General features: G+C 34.8%; 19 protein-coding genes and 1 pseudogene. 14 read left to right on the forward strand and 6 right to left on the reverse strand.

Going from position 1 to position 20,293, the window contains the following annotated elements; all coding sequences use genetic code 11:
* The first annotated feature begins 176 nt into the window (after nucleotides 1-176).
* The 7 genes from ACTYA4_RS02810 (at nucleotide 177) to ACTYA4_RS02840 (ending at nucleotide 7,130) form a co-directional block, all read left to right on the forward strand.
* Nucleotides 177-878, forward strand: a complete 702-nt coding sequence (locus ACTYA4_RS02810) for a response regulator transcription factor (protein ID WP_443482118.1) — start codon at nucleotides 177-179, stop codon at nucleotides 876-878.
* The gene (locus ACTYA4_RS02815) at nucleotides 875-2,332 is read left to right on the forward strand and encodes a HAMP domain-containing sensor histidine kinase (RefSeq protein WP_443482119.1); all 1,458 of its coding nucleotides are present in this window, start codon (nucleotides 875-877) and stop codon (nucleotides 2,330-2,332) included. Before ACTYA4_RS02810 ends, ACTYA4_RS02815 begins: the two co-directional genes overlap by 4 nt.
* A gap of 2 nt (nucleotides 2,333-2,334) precedes the next feature.
* Complete coding sequence (locus ACTYA4_RS02820) at nucleotides 2,335-3,402, forward strand: LolA family protein (protein WP_443482120.1); 1,068 nt, start codon at nucleotides 2,335-2,337, stop codon at nucleotides 3,400-3,402.
* Between the two features lie 8 nt (nucleotides 3,403-3,410).
* Nucleotides 3,411-5,126, forward strand: coding sequence for a M56 family metallopeptidase (locus tag ACTYA4_RS02825; protein WP_443482121.1), 1,716 nt, complete (start codon nucleotides 3,411-3,413; stop codon nucleotides 5,124-5,126).
* A 23-nt stretch (nucleotides 5,127-5,149) separates the two neighbouring features.
* Nucleotides 5,150-5,296, forward strand: coding sequence for a hypothetical protein (locus ACTYA4_RS02830; RefSeq protein WP_443482122.1), 147 nt, complete (start codon nucleotides 5,150-5,152; stop codon nucleotides 5,294-5,296).
* Nucleotides 5,297-5,343: 47 nt separating this feature from the next.
* A complete protein-coding gene (locus ACTYA4_RS02835; RefSeq protein WP_443482123.1) occupies nucleotides 5,344-5,556 on the forward strand; it encodes a hypothetical protein in 213 nt (70 codons plus the stop codon).
* A gap of 515 nt (nucleotides 5,557-6,071) precedes the next feature.
* Nucleotides 6,072-7,130 (forward strand): glycosyltransferase family protein, encoded by a 1,059-nt coding sequence (locus ACTYA4_RS02840; protein WP_443482124.1) that lies wholly within the window; start codon nucleotides 6,072-6,074, stop codon nucleotides 7,128-7,130.
* A 65-nt stretch (nucleotides 7,131-7,195) separates the two neighbouring features.
* Here ACTYA4_RS02840 and ACTYA4_RS02845 read toward each other — a convergent pair whose 3' ends face one another.
* Nucleotides 7,196-8,314 (reverse strand): HupE/UreJ family protein, encoded by a 1,119-nt coding sequence (locus tag ACTYA4_RS02845; RefSeq protein WP_443482125.1) that lies wholly within the window; start codon nucleotides 8,312-8,314, stop codon nucleotides 7,196-7,198.
* 384 nt (nucleotides 8,315-8,698) lie between these two features.
* Here ACTYA4_RS02845 and ACTYA4_RS02850 point away from each other — a divergent pair, with 384 nt between their 5' ends.
* Nucleotides 8,699-13,189, forward strand: a complete 4,491-nt coding sequence (locus tag ACTYA4_RS02850; RefSeq protein ID WP_445505480.1) for a lamin tail domain-containing metallophosphoesterase family protein — start codon at nucleotides 8,699-8,701, stop codon at nucleotides 13,187-13,189.
* A 426-nt stretch (nucleotides 13,190-13,615) separates the two neighbouring features.
* Here the strand turns inward: ACTYA4_RS02850 and ACTYA4_RS02855 are convergent, their stop codons facing one another.
* Nucleotides 13,616-14,428, reverse strand: a complete 813-nt coding sequence (locus ACTYA4_RS02855; protein ID WP_443482127.1) for a carbon-nitrogen hydrolase family protein — start codon at nucleotides 14,426-14,428, stop codon at nucleotides 13,616-13,618.
* Between the two features lie 551 nt (nucleotides 14,429-14,979).
* Here ACTYA4_RS02855 and ACTYA4_RS02860 point away from each other — a divergent pair.
* The 4 genes and pseudogenes from ACTYA4_RS02860 to hepT all read left to right on the forward strand — a co-directional run.
* Nucleotides 14,980-15,231: pseudogene (locus ACTYA4_RS02860) on the forward strand (RNA-guided endonuclease InsQ/TnpB family protein); the annotation flags it as partial.
* On the forward strand, nucleotides 15,223-15,543 hold the full coding sequence (locus ACTYA4_RS02865; RefSeq protein ID WP_443482142.1) for an FCD domain-containing protein: 321 nt from the start codon (nucleotides 15,223-15,225) through the stop codon (nucleotides 15,541-15,543). The pseudogene ACTYA4_RS02860 and the gene ACTYA4_RS02865, both read left to right, overlap by 9 nt.
* A 255-nt stretch (nucleotides 15,544-15,798) precedes the next feature.
* A complete protein-coding gene (gene mntA, locus ACTYA4_RS02870) occupies nucleotides 15,799-16,206 on the forward strand; it encodes a type VII toxin-antitoxin system MntA family adenylyltransferase antitoxin (protein ID WP_443482128.1) in 408 nt (135 codons plus the stop codon).
* On the forward strand, nucleotides 16,196-16,600 hold the full coding sequence (hepT, locus tag ACTYA4_RS02875) for a type VII toxin-antitoxin system HepT family RNase toxin (RefSeq protein ID WP_443482129.1): 405 nt from the start codon (nucleotides 16,196-16,198) through the stop codon (nucleotides 16,598-16,600). The genes mntA and hepT overlap by 11 nt, the downstream gene beginning before the upstream one ends.
* 105 nt (nucleotides 16,601-16,705) lie before the next feature.
* Here hepT and ACTYA4_RS02880 read toward each other — a convergent pair whose 3' ends face one another.
* Nucleotides 16,706-16,939: an aldo/keto reductase gene (locus tag ACTYA4_RS02880; protein WP_443482130.1), complete on the reverse strand. Its 234-nt coding sequence runs from the start codon at nucleotides 16,937-16,939 to the stop codon at nucleotides 16,706-16,708.
* 89 nt (nucleotides 16,940-17,028) lie between these two features.
* The gene (locus ACTYA4_RS02885; RefSeq protein ID WP_443482131.1) at nucleotides 17,029-17,814 is read right to left on the reverse strand and encodes an SDR family NAD(P)-dependent oxidoreductase; all 786 of its coding nucleotides are present in this window, start codon (nucleotides 17,812-17,814) and stop codon (nucleotides 17,029-17,031) included.
* Between the two features lie 117 nt (nucleotides 17,815-17,931).
* On the opposite strand from ACTYA4_RS02885, the gene ACTYA4_RS02890 reads away from it, so the two are divergent.
* Nucleotides 17,932-18,393: a MarR family winged helix-turn-helix transcriptional regulator gene (locus tag ACTYA4_RS02890; protein ID WP_443482132.1), complete on the forward strand. Its 462-nt coding sequence runs from the start codon at nucleotides 17,932-17,934 to the stop codon at nucleotides 18,391-18,393.
* Nucleotides 18,394-18,553: 160 nt separating this feature from the next.
* Here ACTYA4_RS02890 and hxlB read toward each other — a convergent pair whose 3' ends face one another.
* Both hxlB and hxlA read right to left on the reverse strand, forming a co-directional pair.
* Entirely contained in the window at nucleotides 18,554-19,111 is a 558-nt protein-coding gene (gene hxlB / locus ACTYA4_RS02895) for a 6-phospho-3-hexuloisomerase (protein WP_443482133.1), read from the reverse strand.
* A 6-nt stretch (nucleotides 19,112-19,117) separates the two neighbouring features.
* Nucleotides 19,118-19,750, reverse strand: a complete 633-nt coding sequence (hxlA, locus tag ACTYA4_RS02900) for a 3-hexulose-6-phosphate synthase (RefSeq protein ID WP_445505481.1) — start codon at nucleotides 19,748-19,750, stop codon at nucleotides 19,118-19,120.
* Between the two features lie 180 nt (nucleotides 19,751-19,930).
* Between hxlA and hxlR the strand changes: the two genes are divergently transcribed.
* Nucleotides 19,931-20,293 (forward strand): transcriptional activator HxlR, encoded by a 363-nt coding sequence (gene hxlR / locus ACTYA4_RS02905; protein WP_443482135.1) that lies wholly within the window; start codon nucleotides 19,931-19,933, stop codon nucleotides 20,291-20,293.

The raw sequence follows: 20,293 nt of genomic DNA on the forward strand, positions 1-20,293 counted from the left end.
TGGGTATTTCTTTTACATAAAGGGTATCTAATTCCATGATATTTCATAGTTTTCAATTTATGGTATCTTAAGTTGATAACATTGGGTCTGACCCCTCAAAAAAAGTATAAAGTATTTATAAAGTCTGCTTTTTACTGTAATTTCATAGATATAATGAGTTCATGAAAGGAGAAAAAATGAAAGAAAATATATTAATCGTAGAAGATGATTATGAGATTGCAAGAGTGGTTCGTGATCATTTGCGAAAGGCCGGATTTCAAGTTACATGGGCGTCGACAGGAAAAGAAGGGTTTGAGGACTTTAAAAAGGCGGACTTTGATCTTATTTTAGTAGACTTAATGCTGCCGGAAATGGATGGTTTTGCCCTTTGTAAGAAAATTAGACTGGAAAGTGATATCCCTTTATTAATTGTAAGTGCAAGGCTTGAAGGGGAAAGTAAAATAAAGGGACTTGATTTAGGAGCAGATGATTATTTAACGAAGCCATTTAGTCTGGAGGAGCTTACGGCTCGGATCAACTCCCATTTAAGAAGATACAGACGTTATTTAAATAAACACGATGACCATTTAGCTCGATATGTTCATGGGTTGACGTTAGATTTTTCGAAAGAGATTGCTTATTTAAATGATGGTCCGCTTTCTTTAACGTCAAAAGAGCGGGATTTATTACTCCTTTTAGCTAAAAATCCTTTTCAAACATTTTCAAAAGGAGAGCTTTATGAACATATTTGGCAAGAGAAAGATGTAGACGGGAATAATACTGTGACGGTGCATATTAAAAGTTTACGATCCAAGCTGCATGATGGAACACGTTCAGCAAAATTTATCCAAACGGTCTGGGGTGTTGGCTACCGCTTCATTGGGGAGCCGATTGCATGAAAATTAAGTATTGGCTAATGATCAGCTATTTTATTGTCATGATTTTACCTGTAATGATTCTTTATTTTCTTTACCTAAGCATTAGCAGCTACGATCAAAAGCAAAATTTACTAGAATACATGAATGTCACCAAAAAAATAGATGAAATCGAGTCCGAACTACAAATCCCGTCCTATTACGATATACAACCAATTGACAACTATAAAAATGTATTGAAGTTGACCGATGAAAGTATAAAAATCTCCTTGTATCGTTTTGATGGGGCTTTGTTATTTTCTTCAATAGAGGACTCACTTATTAACAGCTCGAAAACTCCAGACGAATTGTATCAACATTTAAATGAGCTGCAAAAGAATTACCGGACATATTCGTTAAAAAAGCCAGTTTTCCATGATGGGAAATTAGTGGGGATTTACGAGATCACGATTGGACGGAATGATTGGATACAGGGAGTTAATCATCGTACTATGTATCTCTCTATTATATTTATTAGCTTTTTTCTATTACTCTATGTTGTTGTAATTAAGTTATTAAATCGTAAATTAAACCGCCCGCTTTTGTTGTTAAGAAAGCAAATGACAGCTTTTGCAAATGGAGAAACCGTTCCTAGTAATCTAAAAAAAACAACAGATGAAATGGGCGAGCTGGCAGTTCATTTTGAACAGATGAAATCACAAATCGAACAAACAAGGATAGAGCTGCATAAGCAGCAAAAGGAAAAGGAATTTATTGTCGCGTCTTTATCACATGATTTAAAAACACCCTTAACAGTTATACGAGCGTACACAGAAGCCTTACAGAAAGATAAGGGTTTGTCAGAAGATGAAAAGAGGGACTATCGTACAATTTTATTTGAAAAATTAGAGTATATGAAACAAATTATCGATGATTTAACGATGTATACAGCTTTACAGTCCTCACAAGAAAAAATAGAACTTGTTGAAGTGGATGGCGATGAATTCTTTGACATGCTTTTGTCAGGTTATGAAGAGCCATGTGCAAAAAAGGGACTTTTGTTAACAGTCGATCAATGTATTCAAGGCTCCTACGATGTCAACGTTAAGCAAATGATTCGTATAGTAGATAATGTCATGTCAAATGGGATTCGCCATACGGAACAAGGGAATCCCATTTGGCTAGCGGCTGTTTCACAGGAATGTTCATTACCTAAATGGATTTTTCCTCCTTTTTATCAAGAGGTAGAGAAGTGGAGACAGGGTGGAACCGTTATCTTGATTCAAAATCAAGGAAACGCCATTCCAGTGGAACAGCAATCAAGCATTTTTCAGCCATTTGTCCAAGGGGAAGGAGCGAGAGGGCTTGGCGGTAGTTCAGGATTGGGTTTAAGCATTGCTCAAAGTTTAATGGAACAACATAATGGAAGCATCAGGCTATGGTCCAAAGCTGGATATGGGACGTTAGTTGCATGTTGGCTACAAGAAAGGAAGGGTTAAATTTGAAAATAATAAATAGATTCGTAAGCATGATACTTTTATTGGGCTTGTTAAGCGGATGTTCAGAGACAATGACGGCATCTGCCGACGAAATGGTTACTAATGTATTAGACGCTAGCAAAAAAACGGAAAGCTATTACGGAGAAGGAGAGATAAAAGTTTACGAAGGAGATAAACTTACGGGGAGCATGGTGTTTAAAGACTATACAGGTGCAGATGGAAAAAGAAAATATGTAATAGAGGATTTGAAACAACATCAAAAGAGCGTTTCTGTAAATAATGGAGAAAACGTAATCACCTATGAAGAAGGAGGAGATACAGCTTATAGCATGTCTATTAAAGGGATGCCAAGCTTGGGGACTCCAAAAGAACAATTTACACAAATGCTTGAAGCAATCAAAAAAACCCATAGTTATCAAGTAGAGGGAGAGGAAGAGATACTTGGGTTAAAAACACATCATATAAAAGCTAGTGCAAAATCAAAAGACTCTATTTTAGGAGATATGGAATTTTGGGTAGATCAAAAAACATGGTTTGTTGTGAAATCTATTACAAACAGCGGGGAATCACGTTCTGAATTGGAATATAAGAAGCTTGACTTTTCACCTGATTTTTCAGAAAAAACTTTCAAGTTAGACTTGCCGAAACATGTAAAAATAAAGTCGATAGAAGAGGAAAATAAATCGAACATTGGGACAGTGGAAGAAGCAGAAGCCGCATTAGGACAGCCTTTTCTCCTTTTTAATGACCGTCAAGCAAAGCTGGGTCAAATTGTCATAGATGAATTAAAGGGCGAAATTAATCGAACAGAAGTCACAATCTCCTATTTGAACGATCAAAGTGGTTCCTTTACATTATCTATTTTTCCAACACCGGAGGGTGAAGAAATGAAGATTGGAAAGAGTAGCACAAAGGTGCGAGGATTCAATGCGGAAAAGATGGATGAAATCAACAGCATCAGCTGGGATGAAAATGGGCTTCGGTATACCATTATTGTTAAAAATCCAGATTTATCGGTTGATGAAGTAATTAAAATGACAGACCAAATGAAGCTAAGTTCGGAAAAGTAGGTGATGGCATGCTGCCAAGCTTTTGGGAAATTTGTTTGCTGCTATTTATAGGTATTTTAATTAGCGTGTTAGGAATGTTGATTGGAAAGTTTCATAAAAAAGCAGGGTATGTGGTGGAAATCGTATGTGCATTGGGAGTGATTGCATATACATTTTATTATTATCATTTTCCGGGAGGATTCACTTATATTGCCTTTATGGGTAATGGATACGCTTCTTTTGTTTTGCTTACGGTTGGACAAAAAAAATACGATGAACTAAAAGAAGAGCTTAAGCACAATCATGTACAAGAAATCACGCTTTATAAAGATGCAACAAGAATCATGATCGATTTAGCGATTACTCTTGTGATTCTTTTAGGTGGAATTTTATTTCTGATTTTTGGTCCTGAGACTAGCGTATTGAAAATATTAATTGCATTTGGATTTGTTACAGTCGTAACAGAGATGATCAAAAGAATGCTCATTTACAGCCAAGTAAAGGTGTATTTTTCCGAGTTGACAGGGACCTTATATGTTCTAACAAGACTTGAAGCAAGAAAAATGCCAATTAACGAGATAAAACAAATTCAAATCGAATCTTCCGTTGATCTTTTGAAGCTTCATCCGCTATTGACCTTATTTTCATCGAATCAGGATTTTACTACGGGATATGAAAAAGTATTAAGAATTACGTTTCCTGGTGAGATGATTTATTTGACTATGAAAGAATCTGAAAAATGGAAGAGTGTTTTTGAACGGGAAATTTCATTAGAAAATCCAGTGGATAAACCAATTGAAGTTCTACCTTTATTCCATAAGAAAAATATAAAACGATTGCTTGGAAAGCTGTATTTTGCTGTGACAGTCAAAGGTGTTTCTGCCTATTCAGGCTTGATGCTTCTTTTATATTATTTGAAGGTTTCGGAATGGATTATGGCAGCTGCAGGTGTAATGTATTGGATTTATAATATCTATATATCTGATCGTGTATTAAAAGCAGCGATGGATGCAAAGGAAACGACTAATCTAGAAGTGAAAGCTGCGGCAGAGCGGATTTTTCAAAAAGCAGGTATTCCAAAGGTGAAAGTGTATGAAACGGAGTCAACGCAATATAACGGATTAGCAACAGGCATGAATATTGGGCGGGCAATGGTGACCTTAACAACGGCTACGATGAAACTCCCAATGGAAGCGATTGAGGGGATTTTGGCTCACGAGGCAGTCCATGTGAAAAAAAGGGATGTTTTGTGGAGCCAGCTTATTAATGCACTTTTTCTAGGGATCATGTTAATTTTTGTTTTCTCTTTTTATAAGGAGATTCGCATTTTTGTTGAAGATCATAAGACATTTAGTGTTTTCATCATTTGGCTGCTGATGGTTCTTTTTCCAATTTACCGCTCTTTTTGCTCGCAGTGGATGGAAGTGAGAGCGGATCATTTAGGTGCTTCCTTTTTAAATGGAGGTTCTGCACAAATGGCTGAAGCCCTATCGACACTTGCACGGAAGCAGGATGAAGAGGTGAATAAAACGATAGCATTTAGTGTACCCGAAAAGGATAGGAAAAAACCGCTGGATACTCTTGAGCGAGAATCTTGGATTTGGAGAGTGCTAGAATTTCAATTTATGCCTCATCCTCCATTGTACTGGAGAGTGCAATCATTAAAAACTAATCAAAACGGTTGGGGAAAAGGAATTTGGTACAGATGGTTTGTTGATCGAGTGAAAGAATGTGTTACACGATAATACGAAATGAAAGGATGAGATGGTTGAAGCTTGCAAAAGGGTTATTTATTTTAGGAGCTTTTCTATTTCCACTTGGCATTTATATAGCTGGCTTTTCACCATTAGGCATTTTACTAAGTGTTATAGGTGGGGGCTTTATATTATTGGATGCTCGGATTTTGTTAGGGTAGAAGAAGGCGTTCATGGGGAGTGAATGAAATGAATAGAAGGTGAGGATATGAGTCCACAAACTTTATTTTCCATATTTACGATAATTATTATTTGCATGACGGTAATTGCTATTCATTGTGCATTGATTATTGGTTATAAAAAAGAGCAGATTTCTGTACGAAAAACAATTAGTTTTAGCATTATAACCTGTTTGATAGGCTATATAGTGATATTTATTTTGATGCTGATTATAAACTATCTGTTTGAAAAGCTTATGTAATTCGAAAAACTCGGATTATACCAGCACTTAAATTAGGAAGTTCAAATGAGAAAAGAAAAGGTTCATTTTGTTGGTATTTTTTTTAGGTTGTTTTCTCAAAGTTTGTTGTTATTTACGTAAAAAAATGGGAGAAGAAGTACTCAGCAGACTGAATACACGTAGACTCCTGTAGGAATGCGAGAAAGACGAGACCCCACAGGAGCGTATGCGACGAGGAGGCTCGACGCTCGCCCACGGAAAGCGAAGTGTATTCAAGCTGCGAGTTTATAAGAACAATCTATACGAAAACAGCCTTTTTTTAAATCTCCATAAAAAAATGTTTGTCTACAATGTAGTTGAAATCGAATTGGATATATAAACTATATACTCTGGAACGGCATAGGGTATTTAATGATATTTGCCTGTTATCAATAAATGTAACGTATGATAAACTTAGATTATCATAATTTACCAATTAATGTAGTTGATAGGGAATCACTTCTTGTTCAATTATCCAAGAAACATGGAGGCACTTTATGAAAACGATCGCTTATTATATATCTGACTATGGCTATGGACACGCTTCTAGATCTATTGCCATCATACGCGGTTTATTAGAAAGAAAGTCAAACATTCATGTTGTTATTTGTACCTCATTTGCAATCCCTTTCCTAAACCAATCCCTTCCTTCAAAACGTGTTTCTATTCGCAATATCAATACAGATGTTGGGTATTATGTAAATGAACAAACTATCAGACCAGATATAAAGAAAATAAACAAAGAGTATGATTTATTTATAGAAAATTGGACGGAGAAAGTGAAGGAGGAGGAGAATTTTTTAACAGAAAATGAAATCGATTTCGTTATTTCTGATATATCGCCTTTACCATTTGAAGCTGCTTCGAACTTAAAGATTCCGTCTGTCGGCATTTCCAATTTTACTTGGTATACAGCATATGAAAATATCGTAGACACAGCAAAGCTGGATGTTTTCAAAAGAGCGTATGACAAAATGAACCATTTCTTTTTATTAGCTGGGAATAAGGAAAGATCATGGAATGGCAATAAAAAATATTATTCCTTTTATGCTAGAAAGGTTGATGATGAAGAAGTTGTTAAAATAAAGAATGCAGTAAATCCAAATCAAGATAAAAAAATCATCTTCTTTGGATTAGGGATGAAAATAAATAATGTCGATGTTCAGTCACTGCCAATTTGGAGTAGTGAAAATTGTGTGTTTATTGTTTCATCGAATGTAAGTATTAAAAGGGAAAATGTTTTCTCCATCCCAGTGGATGATACCGAATCTCAACATTACATTGCAGCAAGCGATTTAGTAATAAGCAAAGCAGGATGGGGAACCATTAGCGAGGCTGTAGTCAACGAAGTGCCGCTACTAATCTTAAACAGAAAAGAACTAAAAGAAGATCAAAATACGATCCAATACATCAAAGAACATCATTTAGGTGACATAATAGAATGGGATGAGTTTAAGGAATATCAAGTTTCATTCGACAAACAGAGTCAAAGCAAACCAACTATTTTTGTAAATGAAGTAGATAGAATAGTGGAAGATTTGCTGGCTTTGGGGTGACGTATCCCATAAGCCAGCAAGTTGAAGAAATAGGTAATCCCGCGATAGTCGCGTACTTTTCTTATTCACAGGATTCTTTCAATGAGCCAATACAATCCAACCATACTAATTATAGATGAAACAGCATTTACAACCTGAGTTTGCCAACGAATTTTTTTAAGATACCAAATAAATGGAACCAAAATCATAAGGACAACAAGCTGTCCTATCTCCACACCAATATTGAAAGAGAAGAGTGGAAGAATAAATTGATCGCCTAATTTTCCAATTATAATATCAGCAAAACCAAAACCATGTATTAATCCAAAAAATAGTGTAAGGAGCCATCGCCATTTTATTGATTTCTTAAATATATTTTCAACCGCAACATAAACAATACTCAGTGCAATGAGCGGTTCGATGATAGTTCCAGGAATGATGATAATTTCTGCAGCTGCCAACGCTAAAGTTATACTATGACCGATAGTAAAAGCTGTTACTATTTTAAGGTATTCTCGGTATGTTCCACTCGCAAGTAATAGGCCGAATAAAAACAGTAAATGATCAAATCCTGACCAAATATGCTTCATTCCCAACACTAAATAATCCTTAAATCCGAGTATTCCTTCGTTATTGTTTTCTGTAGCCTTATTTTGAGAAGGGCTATTTGCTGTGTTGTCTTGACCTTTAAAAATATTGTCCGTTTTAGTAAATACATGTTCCATCACTTTATCTCCAAAATAAATGGAAGCGTAGTTATGGTGATTCACGTCAATATCATTTAAAAAAATATTGTAGTCCATTTCATACTCTTCAACTGGCTGATCAAATATAAATTCCAAACGAACATTGAACATCGAAAAATTAAATCTGTCCACTTGTTCTATAGTAGTCACTTTGCCTTTCCCTTTTACTCCATTATTTATAACAGTAAGGTTCTTAAGTACAAAGTTTTCTATTTCTGATGTGGATTGGGTAATTTCATTTTCTTTCATATAACCATCATGGTTTTTATCGATTTTTAACAACCCACCAAGAAGATCTGCAAGTAAATATAAATCATAGTTTACTTTATTTCCTTCTATTTTCACTTCAGAATAACCCGTTGAACCTGAATGAGCTTCTGCTTTTGGAGCTTGAAAGAATGACATAGAAATAAATAAGAGGAGGAATATCTTTACTATATGTTTTATTTTCCGGTGCATGTGATGTTTTTCTCCTTTGTTAATGGATTTCTTGGGATTGAAGTGGTATTTATAACAACACTTATGAAAAGCCTTATGATAAGAAAATATAATGGCAATCTTCCATATAACTAACCTTATTGACTTTTTGCTAAGGATTGATGAATGCATTGTAAAGAAATAATAGATTTTTGTAAAATGGCTTGATAGCAATAATGAAGGCGTAGTCAAAGGCAATTTACTTAAGAGTGATCTGGTCAGTTGCAAGGAATGAAAATCTCTTATTACAAATATCCAACAAACCTTTACATAGATTTATAGTATTTTACATTTGAATGAATTGTTATTAACAATTAACCTCTAAAATTATCGGTGAATGCCACCAAGGATAATAAGGAGGAAGCAATGAATAAGCAAAAAGCAACAAAATTAACGAAGCTTATTTTATTTGTTTTTATTTTTTCTATCATTTCAACAAACGTAAGTTTTGCTGTTCCGTCCAAGTTAGTTTTTGCAGAGGAAAAAGGTACGGAGAAAGTACAATCCTCCTATGGTTCACAAGAAGATGATAATCGATACCCTCAGCTGCTTATCACGGAATTGTCGCCAAATTCAAGTGGAGGAGGGTTAGATTATTATGAGTTTTTTGAGGTTTATAATAATTCGAATCAATCACAAACTTTATCAAACTATTCTTTTACATATAAATACACAGACACTGGAGTAGAAAAAAGATTTCAACTTCCTGCTGTAACCATTGAGCCGCAGAAAGCAAAAGTTTTTTGGTTTAATAATGGAAATCGAACGTTAGCTGATTTTAATCAAAACTATGGAATTTCGTTGACAAGTGATCAAGTAATTGCATTTAAGGATGTATTCCCAGGGTTTATAAATGGGGGGAATCGCGCCATTATCATAAAGAATAGATCAGGAGCAGAAATTGTTTCTGCCGGCTATCTTGCTGCTGAAAGTGATAATACAGGTGCCGATATTCAATACAAATATCCATCATCAGGAACGGAAATGGAAAAACATCAAGTATTGGCAGGACCAACGCCAGGAACGATTGATTCTGTTCAAATTCCAGCAAATCCTGTTAAGATTGATCCGATTCCGGCAGACACAAAAGCACCTGTCATTACGTTTACACCTGTAACGAATGCTAATGTTTTCTCACCGGTAAAAATAAAAGCTGTCATTAAAGATAACGTGGCAGACCCATTTGTGACACTTTATTATAAAAAAGAAGGAGACAAAAAATTCACTTCTTTAGCAATGGACGAATCTGCAAAAGGTTCAACGAAGTATTCTGGGGAAATTCCAAGCATGAGTGCAGAATCAAAGATCGTTTACTATATCGAGGCAGCAGATGGTTCAAATCATGCTAAAACGAAGAAATATACATTAACTATTAAAAAACCTAAAGTAGATTATCGCAAAATTCCATCCTTTCTTGTAACAGAGTTAGTACCTGATTCTACGAATGTAGGTTCAGGTGATGGGTATGAATTTGTTGAAATCTATAACAATACGGATAAGGACCTTAACTTTAGAGATTATAAGATTCACTACAGAAACGGGATAGACCCAAATACAGATATCATTTGGCCTTCAAGTCCAGATAATGTAGTGATTCCTTCTCGAAAAACACTCGTATTTTGGATGATGAATGGACAAAATGGTGATAAAACAGTCGCGGATTTTAATGCAAATTACAAGACAAAATTAGTGGAAAACAAGGAAATTGTTAAAATATATAGAGATGGAATGGCAAATGGTGCAGCAAAAGGCTTGGCTGTTGCCACCAATTCTAATCAAGAAATCGCTGTTTCTTACTATAATGATGAATTTAATGTAGATGATACCCGCTCAAATAAAGGAATCATGTACACATATCCTGTCGATGGATCTACTAGATTAAAGAAAATAAGTGCAGGTGTGAAAAATGCTACTCCGGGAAAAGTTGAACGAATCCAAGTACCTGAAAAAGTTATTCACATAGAAGAAGATAATGTAAAACCTACTATTAAAAATTTGACTGGGCTGAAAAAAATTGATCAAAAAAATGATATTAATATTGTTGCCGATGCATCTGATAATATTGGCATAAAATCAGTACGATTATTTTACAAAACAAATACGAATAAAAAATATAAGCAAGCCATTTTAGCGGAAAATTTTGATGATTCGATGTATCACTATACGATCCACCCACCTGAAATACTTGGAAAGAAATATGTGGAATATTATTTTGTCGTTTCAGATGGAATGAATAAAGTAACAAGCAATAAATTTAAAGTGAAGATTACAAGGGATCTCAATAATGCTAGCCTTCGTTTAAATGTGAAAAATGGTGATATTTTAAGAGGGGAAAAAATTCTGAAAGGGACATCCAAGACAGATTCACCTGATCATGTGAAATTATCGATTGATAAGTCTGAAGCAGCTGAAAATATATATAAATCCATGGAAAATTCAGCTTATTTCGCTTTTGAAGCGAGTGGAGTGAATACGTTTTTTCAAAATGGTGTAACAATTGGGAATGATATAATCCGAATTTTTGATGACGGTGTGAACGATTGGGACACCATTACGTTCCCTATTGATGCTGACCGTCTTCAATTAGGGGATAATATCATGACAATACGTGCGGGAAATAAAGTATCACCATTCCAATTAGACGTGTTGGAAGAAAATCGTGATAATTTTAAAATACGTAATGTGCGCTTAATATTGCCAAATGGAACCGTAATAAAGGATCCATCACACAAGGATGCAAAAAAATCGTATGATATGGGAGAAAGTCGACCATTTGAAGACTTCACCTTTACGATCCCTGAAAAGCATACACCTTCCAAATCATATAAATGGGATACGATGTCTGTTTCTGATGGAAAGCATGTTATTGGCGTTCAAGATGCGGATGAAAAAGCAAGAGTTTCCGTAAAAGTAGATAACACAGCACCAGTAATAAATACAAACATAAAGAAAGGGAAAGTGTACAAAGGGAAATTTACCATCAATGTAGATGCAACGGATGCAATTGCTGGTATTCAAACGCTTAAAGTTATGTTGGATGAAAAAGAAATTGCCGTTCCATTTCATACAGCGTCATCCAAGCTCTCACCTGGGGAACATAAGTTGACAATTGCAGCTTTTGATAAAGTAGGAAACAAAGCAGAGAAAACCGTTCATTTTTCTGTTGTAAATGAAAATCCGAGTAAGCCTGAGCTTATTTCATCTACTGCAAAAGCAGACGGGAATCCAACTTTAAAGGTAAAAGTAACGGATCCAACAAATGATGCTATAAATGTGTTATTTTATAAAGGTTTCCAATATGATGCATCTAAAACACAATATGTTAAAGCCTATAAAAATGCAGCGGATGTAGAACCGCCAAATACAATGGTTCCCAAAGGTGAACAATCTTTTACTGCGGAAGATATATCGCTTGTCTCTAAAGAAGATCAACAATATTTAATAACAGATTCGAAAACAAAATTCCCTTATCATCGATTTGATGTAACGGTCGATTCTACTGTTGATAAAACCGATGTTGTTGAATTGGTGTGGAAAGGGAAATCTTTAGAAGGCAGAAAAGTATCCATGTATGCTTGGAATCATTTGACCAATAAATGGACGACAATTGATTTCAAAGTTGCTGGCCAAGGAGACTTTGAGTTAAAAGGGACTGCCGAAGTTCGTAAGTTCGTGAAAAACAATAAAATAAATGTATTAATCCAAGATGAAATTCCAATTTCACCTAATCAGTATGATTATACTTTTGTTTGGATGTCTGATACGCAATACTATGCTGACAGCTATCCATGGATTTATGAAAGAGAGACGAACTGGATTGCCGAAATGAAAGAAGAAATGAAAATTAAATATGTCTTCCATACAGGGGATATCGTCGATAAATCCAACCAAGAGTATCAATGGAAAGATGCAGATAAATTTATGAAAGTGCTGGAGGACAATCATATTCCTTATGGTGTACTAGCAGGAAACCATGATGTTGATCATAAAACAAGTGACTATAAACAATTTAGCAAGTGGTTTGGTGAAGATAGGTTCAAGGATAAGTCTTACTATGGTGGTTCTTATAAGAACAATCGAGGACACTATGATTTTATTTCAGCAAATGGAAATGATTATATTATGTTATACATGGGATGGGGCGTTCAGGATGAAGATATACAATGGATGAGTGATATCTTAAAGCAATTCCCAGATCGAAAAGCGATATTAAACTTCCATGAGTATTTGCTAGTATCAGGAACTCGTAGTCCGCTAGGGGATAAAATCTATAATCAAGTTGTATTGCCAAATAAAAATGTCATCACTGTTCTGAGCGGGCACTATCATGACTCTGAAACATTGATTGATCCAATTGACGATAATGGGGATGGAAATCCTGATCGCCAAGTCTATCAAATGCTTGGAGACTACCAAAGTGGCCCTGAAGGTGGTCAAGGATATATGAAATTGCTTCATTTTGATCAAAAAAATAATAAAATAATGGTCAATACGTATTCACCGTATTTAGACGATTATAATTTCTATGATACCAATCTTTTTCCTGAAAAAGACGAGAGAAATATACAGGTAGATCTTCAGCCAAATGAAAAGCGTGTTGCTACCGACTACTTTGCTGTAAATATCTTTACAGATACAGAAATTGGGAAGGATAAAAATGTTCAAAGTGGCGGGACTGCTGAAACAGATTGGAAAGATTTAGCTGGGAATAATCAATATTATTGGTATGCGGTTGCTGAGGATGATTTTACAGGAAGAGCGGTTTCTGACATTTGGACATTTACAAAAGGAGAAATTACGTTGCCGCCTATCCAAGATGCGAACCAATCAGATCCTAGGTCCAAATATAATAAATAGTCAGAAGTAGTTAATGAATGGATAAATGTAAAAAACAGTATCTTCAGGCTGTCGACAAACGCTTGCTTTCTTTGTTATTCGCTTTGAAAGACAAATGTTTTTGATCAGCCTGAAGTTTTTGCAAAATGCTCTTTTCATATAGATTGTTGTTATGTAACCCGCAGCCTGAATACACTTCGCTTTCCGCGGACGAGTGCCGAGCCTCCTCGTCGCTATGCTCCTGTGGGGTCTCGTCTTTCTCGCTTTTCCCGCAGGAGTCTACGTGTATTCAGGCTGCTCAGTGCTTAATCTATGTTTATTATTTTATTCAAAAACAACAAACTTATAGAAAACAGCCTTGCAAAACGAACTTTGTCTTAATTTCCGAATTTTTCAGGTTGCTGAATGGGGAGTTTCCTTATTGTTTTCCTTTCAGCAGAATACATATTATTCTTCACATATTTGTTGATAGATTTCTGGCCTTCTTAATTCAAGATATTGGCTGGCCTCTCTTGATAGGGCAACTTCGCTACTATCAATTTCTGCGTAAATAATGCTTTCTTTATCATCCCCTTTAACAATAACATCTCCATTTGGACTAACAACGATAGATTCCCCTGCAAAATCCATATTTCCTTCCATTCCAACTCGATTGCACATAGTGATAAATAAATTATTTTGCATGGCAGCAATACGTAGTTCCCATTCAAATTTATCTAAAGGCTCCTCTTTCGTATTTGCGGTAGGAATAATAATGAGGTCTGCATTTTGTAAAGCACATATTCGATAGCTCTCAGGAAGATGTCTATCAAAACAAACGATGATTCCTATTCTGCCGATGATTGTGTCATAGACTAAAAAGCCTGTATCAGAAGGATCATAATATTCTTGTTCATGAAACTGATGGGCATCCGTGATATGGACCATTTTTGAGGAGCCCAAGATATGACCAGTATGATCAATCATAAGAGAAGTATCAAACTTTTTATTATTTTCTTTCAGGTATATATTAGGAACAGCCATAATATTAAACTTTCGGCATGTTTCTTGCATTTTTTTAATCTTTTCATCCTCAATGGAAAGTAAGAAGCCTGATGTATCGACACCTCTATATTGTGGGAAAAAAGGACTAAGTTGCAATTCCGGAAAACAAATCAATTGTGCCCCGTTTTTAGCGGCCTCTTCTATTAACTGTAATGACTTATTAAAGTTACTTTCAATACTTTCATTCATTTTCATTTGGGCTAAAGCAATTTTCAATTTAAGCACCTCATTTATTTTTTTTTTTTTTTACAGGACTTTAAAATGTAAGTTATGAAAGTAGGTATATGAAAAAAGCCCTTAATGATCCTTTTTGCAGATTTTTGTATGGAAAAGGGGACGGAGCTACGCCAATTTTAATGGAACAATACGAATAATGTTGCTTCCATAGTTTGTTTTTAATCCTTATTAAGGATAGAGTTGCTCCGCTCGCGCCGCCTTTATTAGGTTAGAGTCTGCCTTTTCCTTGTTAGATGGATTGATAAACCGGATTCATATAAATCCCTTGCATATAAACAAATAAAAAAAGCCATTATCCATCATTTTATCATATTTGCCAAGAGTACCCCTTCTTCAAAAACAAATGTTTTAAGGAGGGGGTGAATTGTTTTTTTTTTTTTTTAGAATATTAAGAATTTTTTCTTTTAAAAGTGTGAATACAAGACATTCGTACTTATCATTTGGTGAAATATACTTACAAACATATGTTTGAGTAGGTGGAAAATATGAAGGAGGAAAAAGAAAAACAATACAAAACACATCAAATTTGAATTAAAAAAGGACATTGTATGTATTCTTATTTTAAAAGTTCTTGTATGAATGCAAAAAATATGTACAACACGACTAACTTTTATTACCGACAAGTGTATACAAGTTTAACTCAAAATAAAGAACTGCAACCGCTTCAAAAAGAAGTGTTAAAGTTAATTGAAAAGAATATCGGTAAAATGAATGATGTTCAAAAGGAAGCTTTCGAAAAGAAGGCTGCTAAAGAAGAAACAAAGCCAAAAGAAATGGAAGAAACATTTCTTCCACAGCCCAGTCAAACGGAAGAAGAGGTTCTAGCTGTTAATTCAGGTGGTGATATCCATCTTCACTTAGCAGAATTAATAGCAAATAAACGCCTAATTAATTGGATGAATATCCTTAGTGAACAAATTCTTTGGTTAGGTACAAAAGCAATTGCCATTCCTGGGAGGCTAGAGGAAGTTATTGCTGAGCATGCAAATATTATTAAAGCGTTTAAAAATAAAGATAAAGAAGGGGCCTACAAACATACGATCGAGCATCTAGAAAAAACGAGAAGTGCTATTTTAACCAATTTTAAAGATTGATTTTATTGATAATACTTTGTTAAAAAATCGAGCTAACAAACTTATATTTCTTATGATATTTTTAAATGAAACGAAGCATGAACTTTCGATAGAAGTATAATATATTAAAGTCAGGTTTTCACTATGTGGAGAGCCCGACTTTATTAAAGGGCCCCTCCGTTTTATAGTGCACTGTCATCCCCTAAATTTTATGCAGAATAGAAATCCAAATGGAATTTGGTATAATATTCATATAAATGAATAAGGAGTGATCTGATGCAAAATGACATAGTTCAACTGATCACTGAATTTTTAACCCGAAAAATAAATCCTTCTTTTATTATTGTTTTTGGATCGTTTGCAAAGAACACAACACATAATGGCAGTGATATTGATATAGGTTTTTATACGAAATCCAAAGTAGTCACTAAATACGAGATTTTTATGATAGCTCAGGAATTAGCAGCATTATTGAAAAGAGAAGTAGACTTAGTGAATATTGCAGAAGCTTCTACCGTTTTTCAGGCGCAAATATATACGACAGGTAAAGTCATATTTTCGAGTGATGAAATGTTACGGATGACAGAACAAATGAAGGCTTTAAGCATGTATGCAAAATTAAATGAGGAAAGAAAAGATATACTTAATAAAGTAGATGAAAGCGGGACTATCTATGAAAAATGATGTGATTTTAAATAAAATAAGTGTGATAGAACGCTGTAAAAATCGTATTATGGACGTATATGAACAGAATCCGCAAAACTTGATGGATTATACGAAGCAAGATTCCATTGTTTTAAATATACAACGTGCTTGTGAAGCGTGTATTGATCTAGCGATGCATATTGTTGCGGAAGAACGCCTCGGCCTGCCTCAAACTAGTCGAGATGCATTTGATATGCTGGAGTCTCAATCTATTATTACAAATGAAATAGCAAACAAAATGAAAGCAATGGTTGGATTCCGAAATATTGCTGTGCATGACTATCAGACAATTCATCTTGAAATATTGCAGCAAATCCTAGAGAAACATCTCGACGATTTTACGATCTATACGAAACAAATTCTTCAATATTAACAAAGTAGAAAAAATCTCATAACATGTTGCAGGATAGTTAAAACACTGCAGCCCAATTGTTAGACACTGCTAACAATTGGGCTGCAGTTCGAAAAATAATCAAATCTAGTATAAATTCAGACATTCTAGATTTAACCTTTTTAAACTTTTATCAATCACATCTCCATTAACAATTCCGAATTTAGAAGCAATCATTGCTTTTGTTGTTCGCTTATAAAAAGTTAATGCCTTGCTTATTAACCTTTCATTATGTCCATTTCCGTACATATCTGCCGTATCCAAAAAATTTATTCTATAGTCAAGTGCATAAGTGAATAGTATAGATGGCTTCTTTTTCATCTGCTGTTCCGTATGATTGACTCCTTCCCATGCAGCCTAATCCAATCTCAGAAACCTCCAAATTCGAACTTAAAAATCTTGTTTTTATTTTATAGCCCGTCTTTGTCTATTCGTTTTGTCATAATATTGGAAACCAAGTTAGCCATCTGATTTCTAGGCAATAATTTTGGCAAAAGAACTGATGAAAAGATGTTCTGCTTCCCGTCAATCACACTGATTTTTTGCTTTTTAAGTCCTTTGAATGTTGTTTGAACGACATCTGAGGGTGTTCGTTTAATTCCAAAGGAAACTCCGCCATTACTGAAAAAGTTAGTATCTGTTGCTCCTGGGCAAACAGCAATAATGTCAAATCCATGTTGACGATATTCTTTGTTTAATGCTTCTGTAAAAGACAGAACAAAAGCCTTGGTAGCAGCATAGATGGACATATAGGGGATAGGGTGGAATGCAGCTGTTGAAGCAATATTAATAATCGTGCCTCCTTTTTTATTTTTTAATCTCTCTTTTATAAAAAGGTAGCATAAATCCATTACCGTAACCGAATTAAGCATTATTTGTTCGTGTTGATGCTGAAAATCGATATTTGTTAATCTTCCATTTGTCGCATAGCCTGCATTATTGACTACTATATCAATTTCGATTTGTTCTTGTTCAAGATAGTTGAAAATGTGATTAGCAGAATATTCTTTGGATAAATCTAGGGCAATAATATGAACTTGAATGTTATATTGTTCTATTAACAAGTTAGACAATTTTAAAAGTTTTTCTTCCGATCTGGCCACTAGCACGAGATTAAAGCCTTTGCTGGCATATTGTTTTGCAAACTCTTCTCCAATTCCAGAAGAAGCACCTGTTACCAATACATATTTCTTCATTTTCTCTCCTCCAATATTACATGTTGTAACATATATGTTTAGACATATAATAGGTGAATGAAAGATATATGTCAAGGCATATATTATGTTATACTTCTCCTATAAGGAGTGATTTTGTTGGAGGCAGTAGATAAATTACGTTACTTAATTCAATGTGTTCAGAGGGAAGGGAACCAACGATTTTCTAATCTTTTAATAAAAAATGGACTCGATCTTACACCGAGTCAGAGTGAGGTTATTACGGTTTTAGCCAAATTTGGCCCAATGTCCATTGCTGGGTTAGGAGATTTATTATTATGTAACTCTCAGCATCCAAGTCGTCTTGTACAGCGATTGATAGATAAGAATTTCATAAAGAAAGAAGCAGCTCAACATGATAATAGAAAAACGATTATTTCCTTAACACAAGCTGGAGAAGAATTGACGAGGCAAATACGGGAAGTAGAAAATATATTTAACAATGAAATCGTGGAGAAAATGAATGCCATAGAAAATTTTACTGTTGAAGATCTCAACTTTTTGCTTTCAGAGCAAATTAAAGAAACGCTTAGTGAAGAGAAGATATCTAGAAGATTTTAGAATAATAAGTCCTTAGAATCTAAGAACTAAAGGTTTGTTTTACCTTCATCAAGATGGATAATGTTTTTTAGTTCCGGGAATCTCTGAAGGTACTGGAGTTGATAATCAAGGAAAAGCGGATGTTTGTCTTGTAGGGAATACAAACATCCGCTTTTTTCTACTATTCTAAATTTGCATGTTTTCCATACATCGTATTAGAATCAAGCCCTTTTTTCTCCATGAATTTTAAAATAACACTGTCTAAAAAGAGCAATAAAAGTTGTTCAAATAGTGAGCCCATTGGTTGGATTGTTTGGAAGCTGCTGTCCGTTTTATCTTTTGGTGATCCTGGAAGTTTTACAGAATGATCTGCAAGGATTCCGATTGTGGATTCAGGAAAAATAGTAACAGCAATTACTTCTCCACCAATATTTTTGGCTTTCTCTGCTATGGAAACAAGTCCTTTAGTTTCTCCGGATCCAGTTCCTATAATTAAAAGATCTTCTTTTTCGAAGTTAGCGGTCACTGTTTCTCCTACAACATAAGCATCAATGCCCATGTGCATCATACGCATTGCAAATGATTTGAGCATTAATCCGGATCTTCCAGCTCCCGCTACCAACACTTTTTTAGCAGTCATGATGCTGTTCACCAGCTTTTCAGCATCATGATCAGAAATAAGAGTTGCACCGTGATTCAGCTCTTTGAGCACTTCTTGCAAAAAGTCTGTTGTTTTCATAAAAAATTATCCTTGTGCAATAAGTTCTTTAAATTGAGATGCTGCTTCTTTGATGTTTTCTTGACCTGTAATTCCTCCGCCAACAATAATTAAATCAGGTTGAGCTGCAATAACTTCTGATAATGTATCTAATTTAATGCCGCCTGCAACAGCTGTTTTGGCTTGTTTTACAACACTTTTAATTGCTTTTAAATCGTCAAAAGAGTTTTTTCCTACAGCTTGAAGATCATATCCAGTATGCACACAAATATAATCTACGCCTAATTCATCTAACTCTTGTGCACGTGTTTTAATATCTTTAACAGCAATCATATCGACTAGGATTTCTTTTCCTTGTTTTTTTGCTTCTGCAACAGCACCTTTAATGGATTCGTCTTCTGCAACAGCAAGAATCGTAACAATATCAGCTCCAAATGAAGTCGCTTGGCTTACTTCATATCCAGCAGCATCCATAATCTTTAAATCTGCTAATACTTTTGTATTAGGAAATGCTTCTTTTACTTCTTTCACAGCACGAAGTCCTTCGTTTATTACTACTGGTGTACCAATTTCTACAATATCAACATACTCTTGAACTTGGGATACAACCTCGATTGCTTGTGGAATATTTACTAAATCTAATGCTAATTGTAATTTCATTGCAGTACACTCCTTATTATTTTTTGTGTTTAGCTTGTAATAGAAGCTAACATTTAGTGACATATTTTCTGTACAAGATTGATTATACGGCTTATAATTTTTTTAAGTAAGTACGCACTTTTATTTTAGATAGTGTTTTAAAGTATACTATGTGAGAATAAAGGAACGGGAGGTTTTCTAATGGGACGTATGGAGAATAAAGAATTTAACTGTGAAAAAGAACTTACCTTAAGCATTATCGGAGGAAAGTGGAAGATGTTGATTCTTTGGTATTTGGGTAAAGAAGGAACCAAAAGGTTTGGAGAATTAAAAGCACTAATTCCAGAAATTACACAGAGGATGCTTGTCAATCAATTACGGGAGCTTGAAGAAGATCTTATCGTTCAAAGAGTCGTATATCCGGTTGTACCTCCAAAAGTAGAGTATTCTCTTACGAAAGAAGGAGAAAGTTTAATGCCAATTTTGGATAGCATGTACAATTGGGGGAAAAATTATATGGAAACGGTGCTTGATGCACCGCCATCCATTAAAGAAATACGATAG

The sequence above is a fragment of the Niallia yueguangensis genome (assembly GCF_052663115.1).

Coding starts and splice junctions, on each gene's coding strand:
- hepT (WP_443482129.1), top strand. CDS start 16,196: ATGAAAAATGATGTGATTTTAAATAAAATAAGTGTGATAGAACGCTGT.
- ACTYA4_RS02845 (WP_443482125.1), bottom strand. CDS start 8,314: ATGCACCGGAAAATAAAACATATAGTAAAGATATTCCTCCTCTTATTT.
- hxlA (WP_445505481.1), bottom strand. CDS start 19,750: ATGAAATTACAATTAGCATTAGATTTAGTAAATATTCCACAAGCAATC.
- ACTYA4_RS02835 (WP_443482123.1), top strand. CDS start 5,344: ATGAGTCCACAAACTTTATTTTCCATATTTACGATAATTATTATTTGC.
- ACTYA4_RS02815 (WP_443482119.1), top strand. CDS start 875: ATGAAAATTAAGTATTGGCTAATGATCAGCTATTTTATTGTCATGATT.
- ACTYA4_RS02850 (WP_445505480.1), top strand. CDS start 8,699: ATGAATAAGCAAAAAGCAACAAAATTAACGAAGCTTATTTTATTTGTT.
- ACTYA4_RS02880 (WP_443482130.1), bottom strand. CDS start 16,939: ATGAAAAAGAAGCCATCTATACTATTCACTTATGCACTTGACTATAGA.
- hxlB (WP_443482133.1), bottom strand. CDS start 19,111: ATGAAAACAACAGACTTTTTGCAAGAAGTGCTCAAAGAGCTGAATCAC.
- ACTYA4_RS02825 (WP_443482121.1), top strand. CDS start 3,411: ATGCTGCCAAGCTTTTGGGAAATTTGTTTGCTGCTATTTATAGGTATT.
- ACTYA4_RS02885 (WP_443482131.1), bottom strand. CDS start 17,814: ATGAAGAAATATGTATTGGTAACAGGTGCTTCTTCTGGAATTGGAGAA.
- ACTYA4_RS02840 (WP_443482124.1), top strand. CDS start 6,072: ATGAAAACGATCGCTTATTATATATCTGACTATGGCTATGGACACGCT.
- ACTYA4_RS02865 (WP_443482142.1), top strand. CDS start 15,223: ATGGAAGAAACATTTCTTCCACAGCCCAGTCAAACGGAAGAAGAGGTT.
- ACTYA4_RS02810 (WP_443482118.1), top strand. CDS start 177: ATGAAAGAAAATATATTAATCGTAGAAGATGATTATGAGATTGCAAGA.
- mntA (WP_443482128.1), top strand. CDS start 15,799: ATGCAAAATGACATAGTTCAACTGATCACTGAATTTTTAACCCGAAAA.
- hxlR (WP_443482135.1), top strand. CDS start 19,931: ATGGGACGTATGGAGAATAAAGAATTTAACTGTGAAAAAGAACTTACC.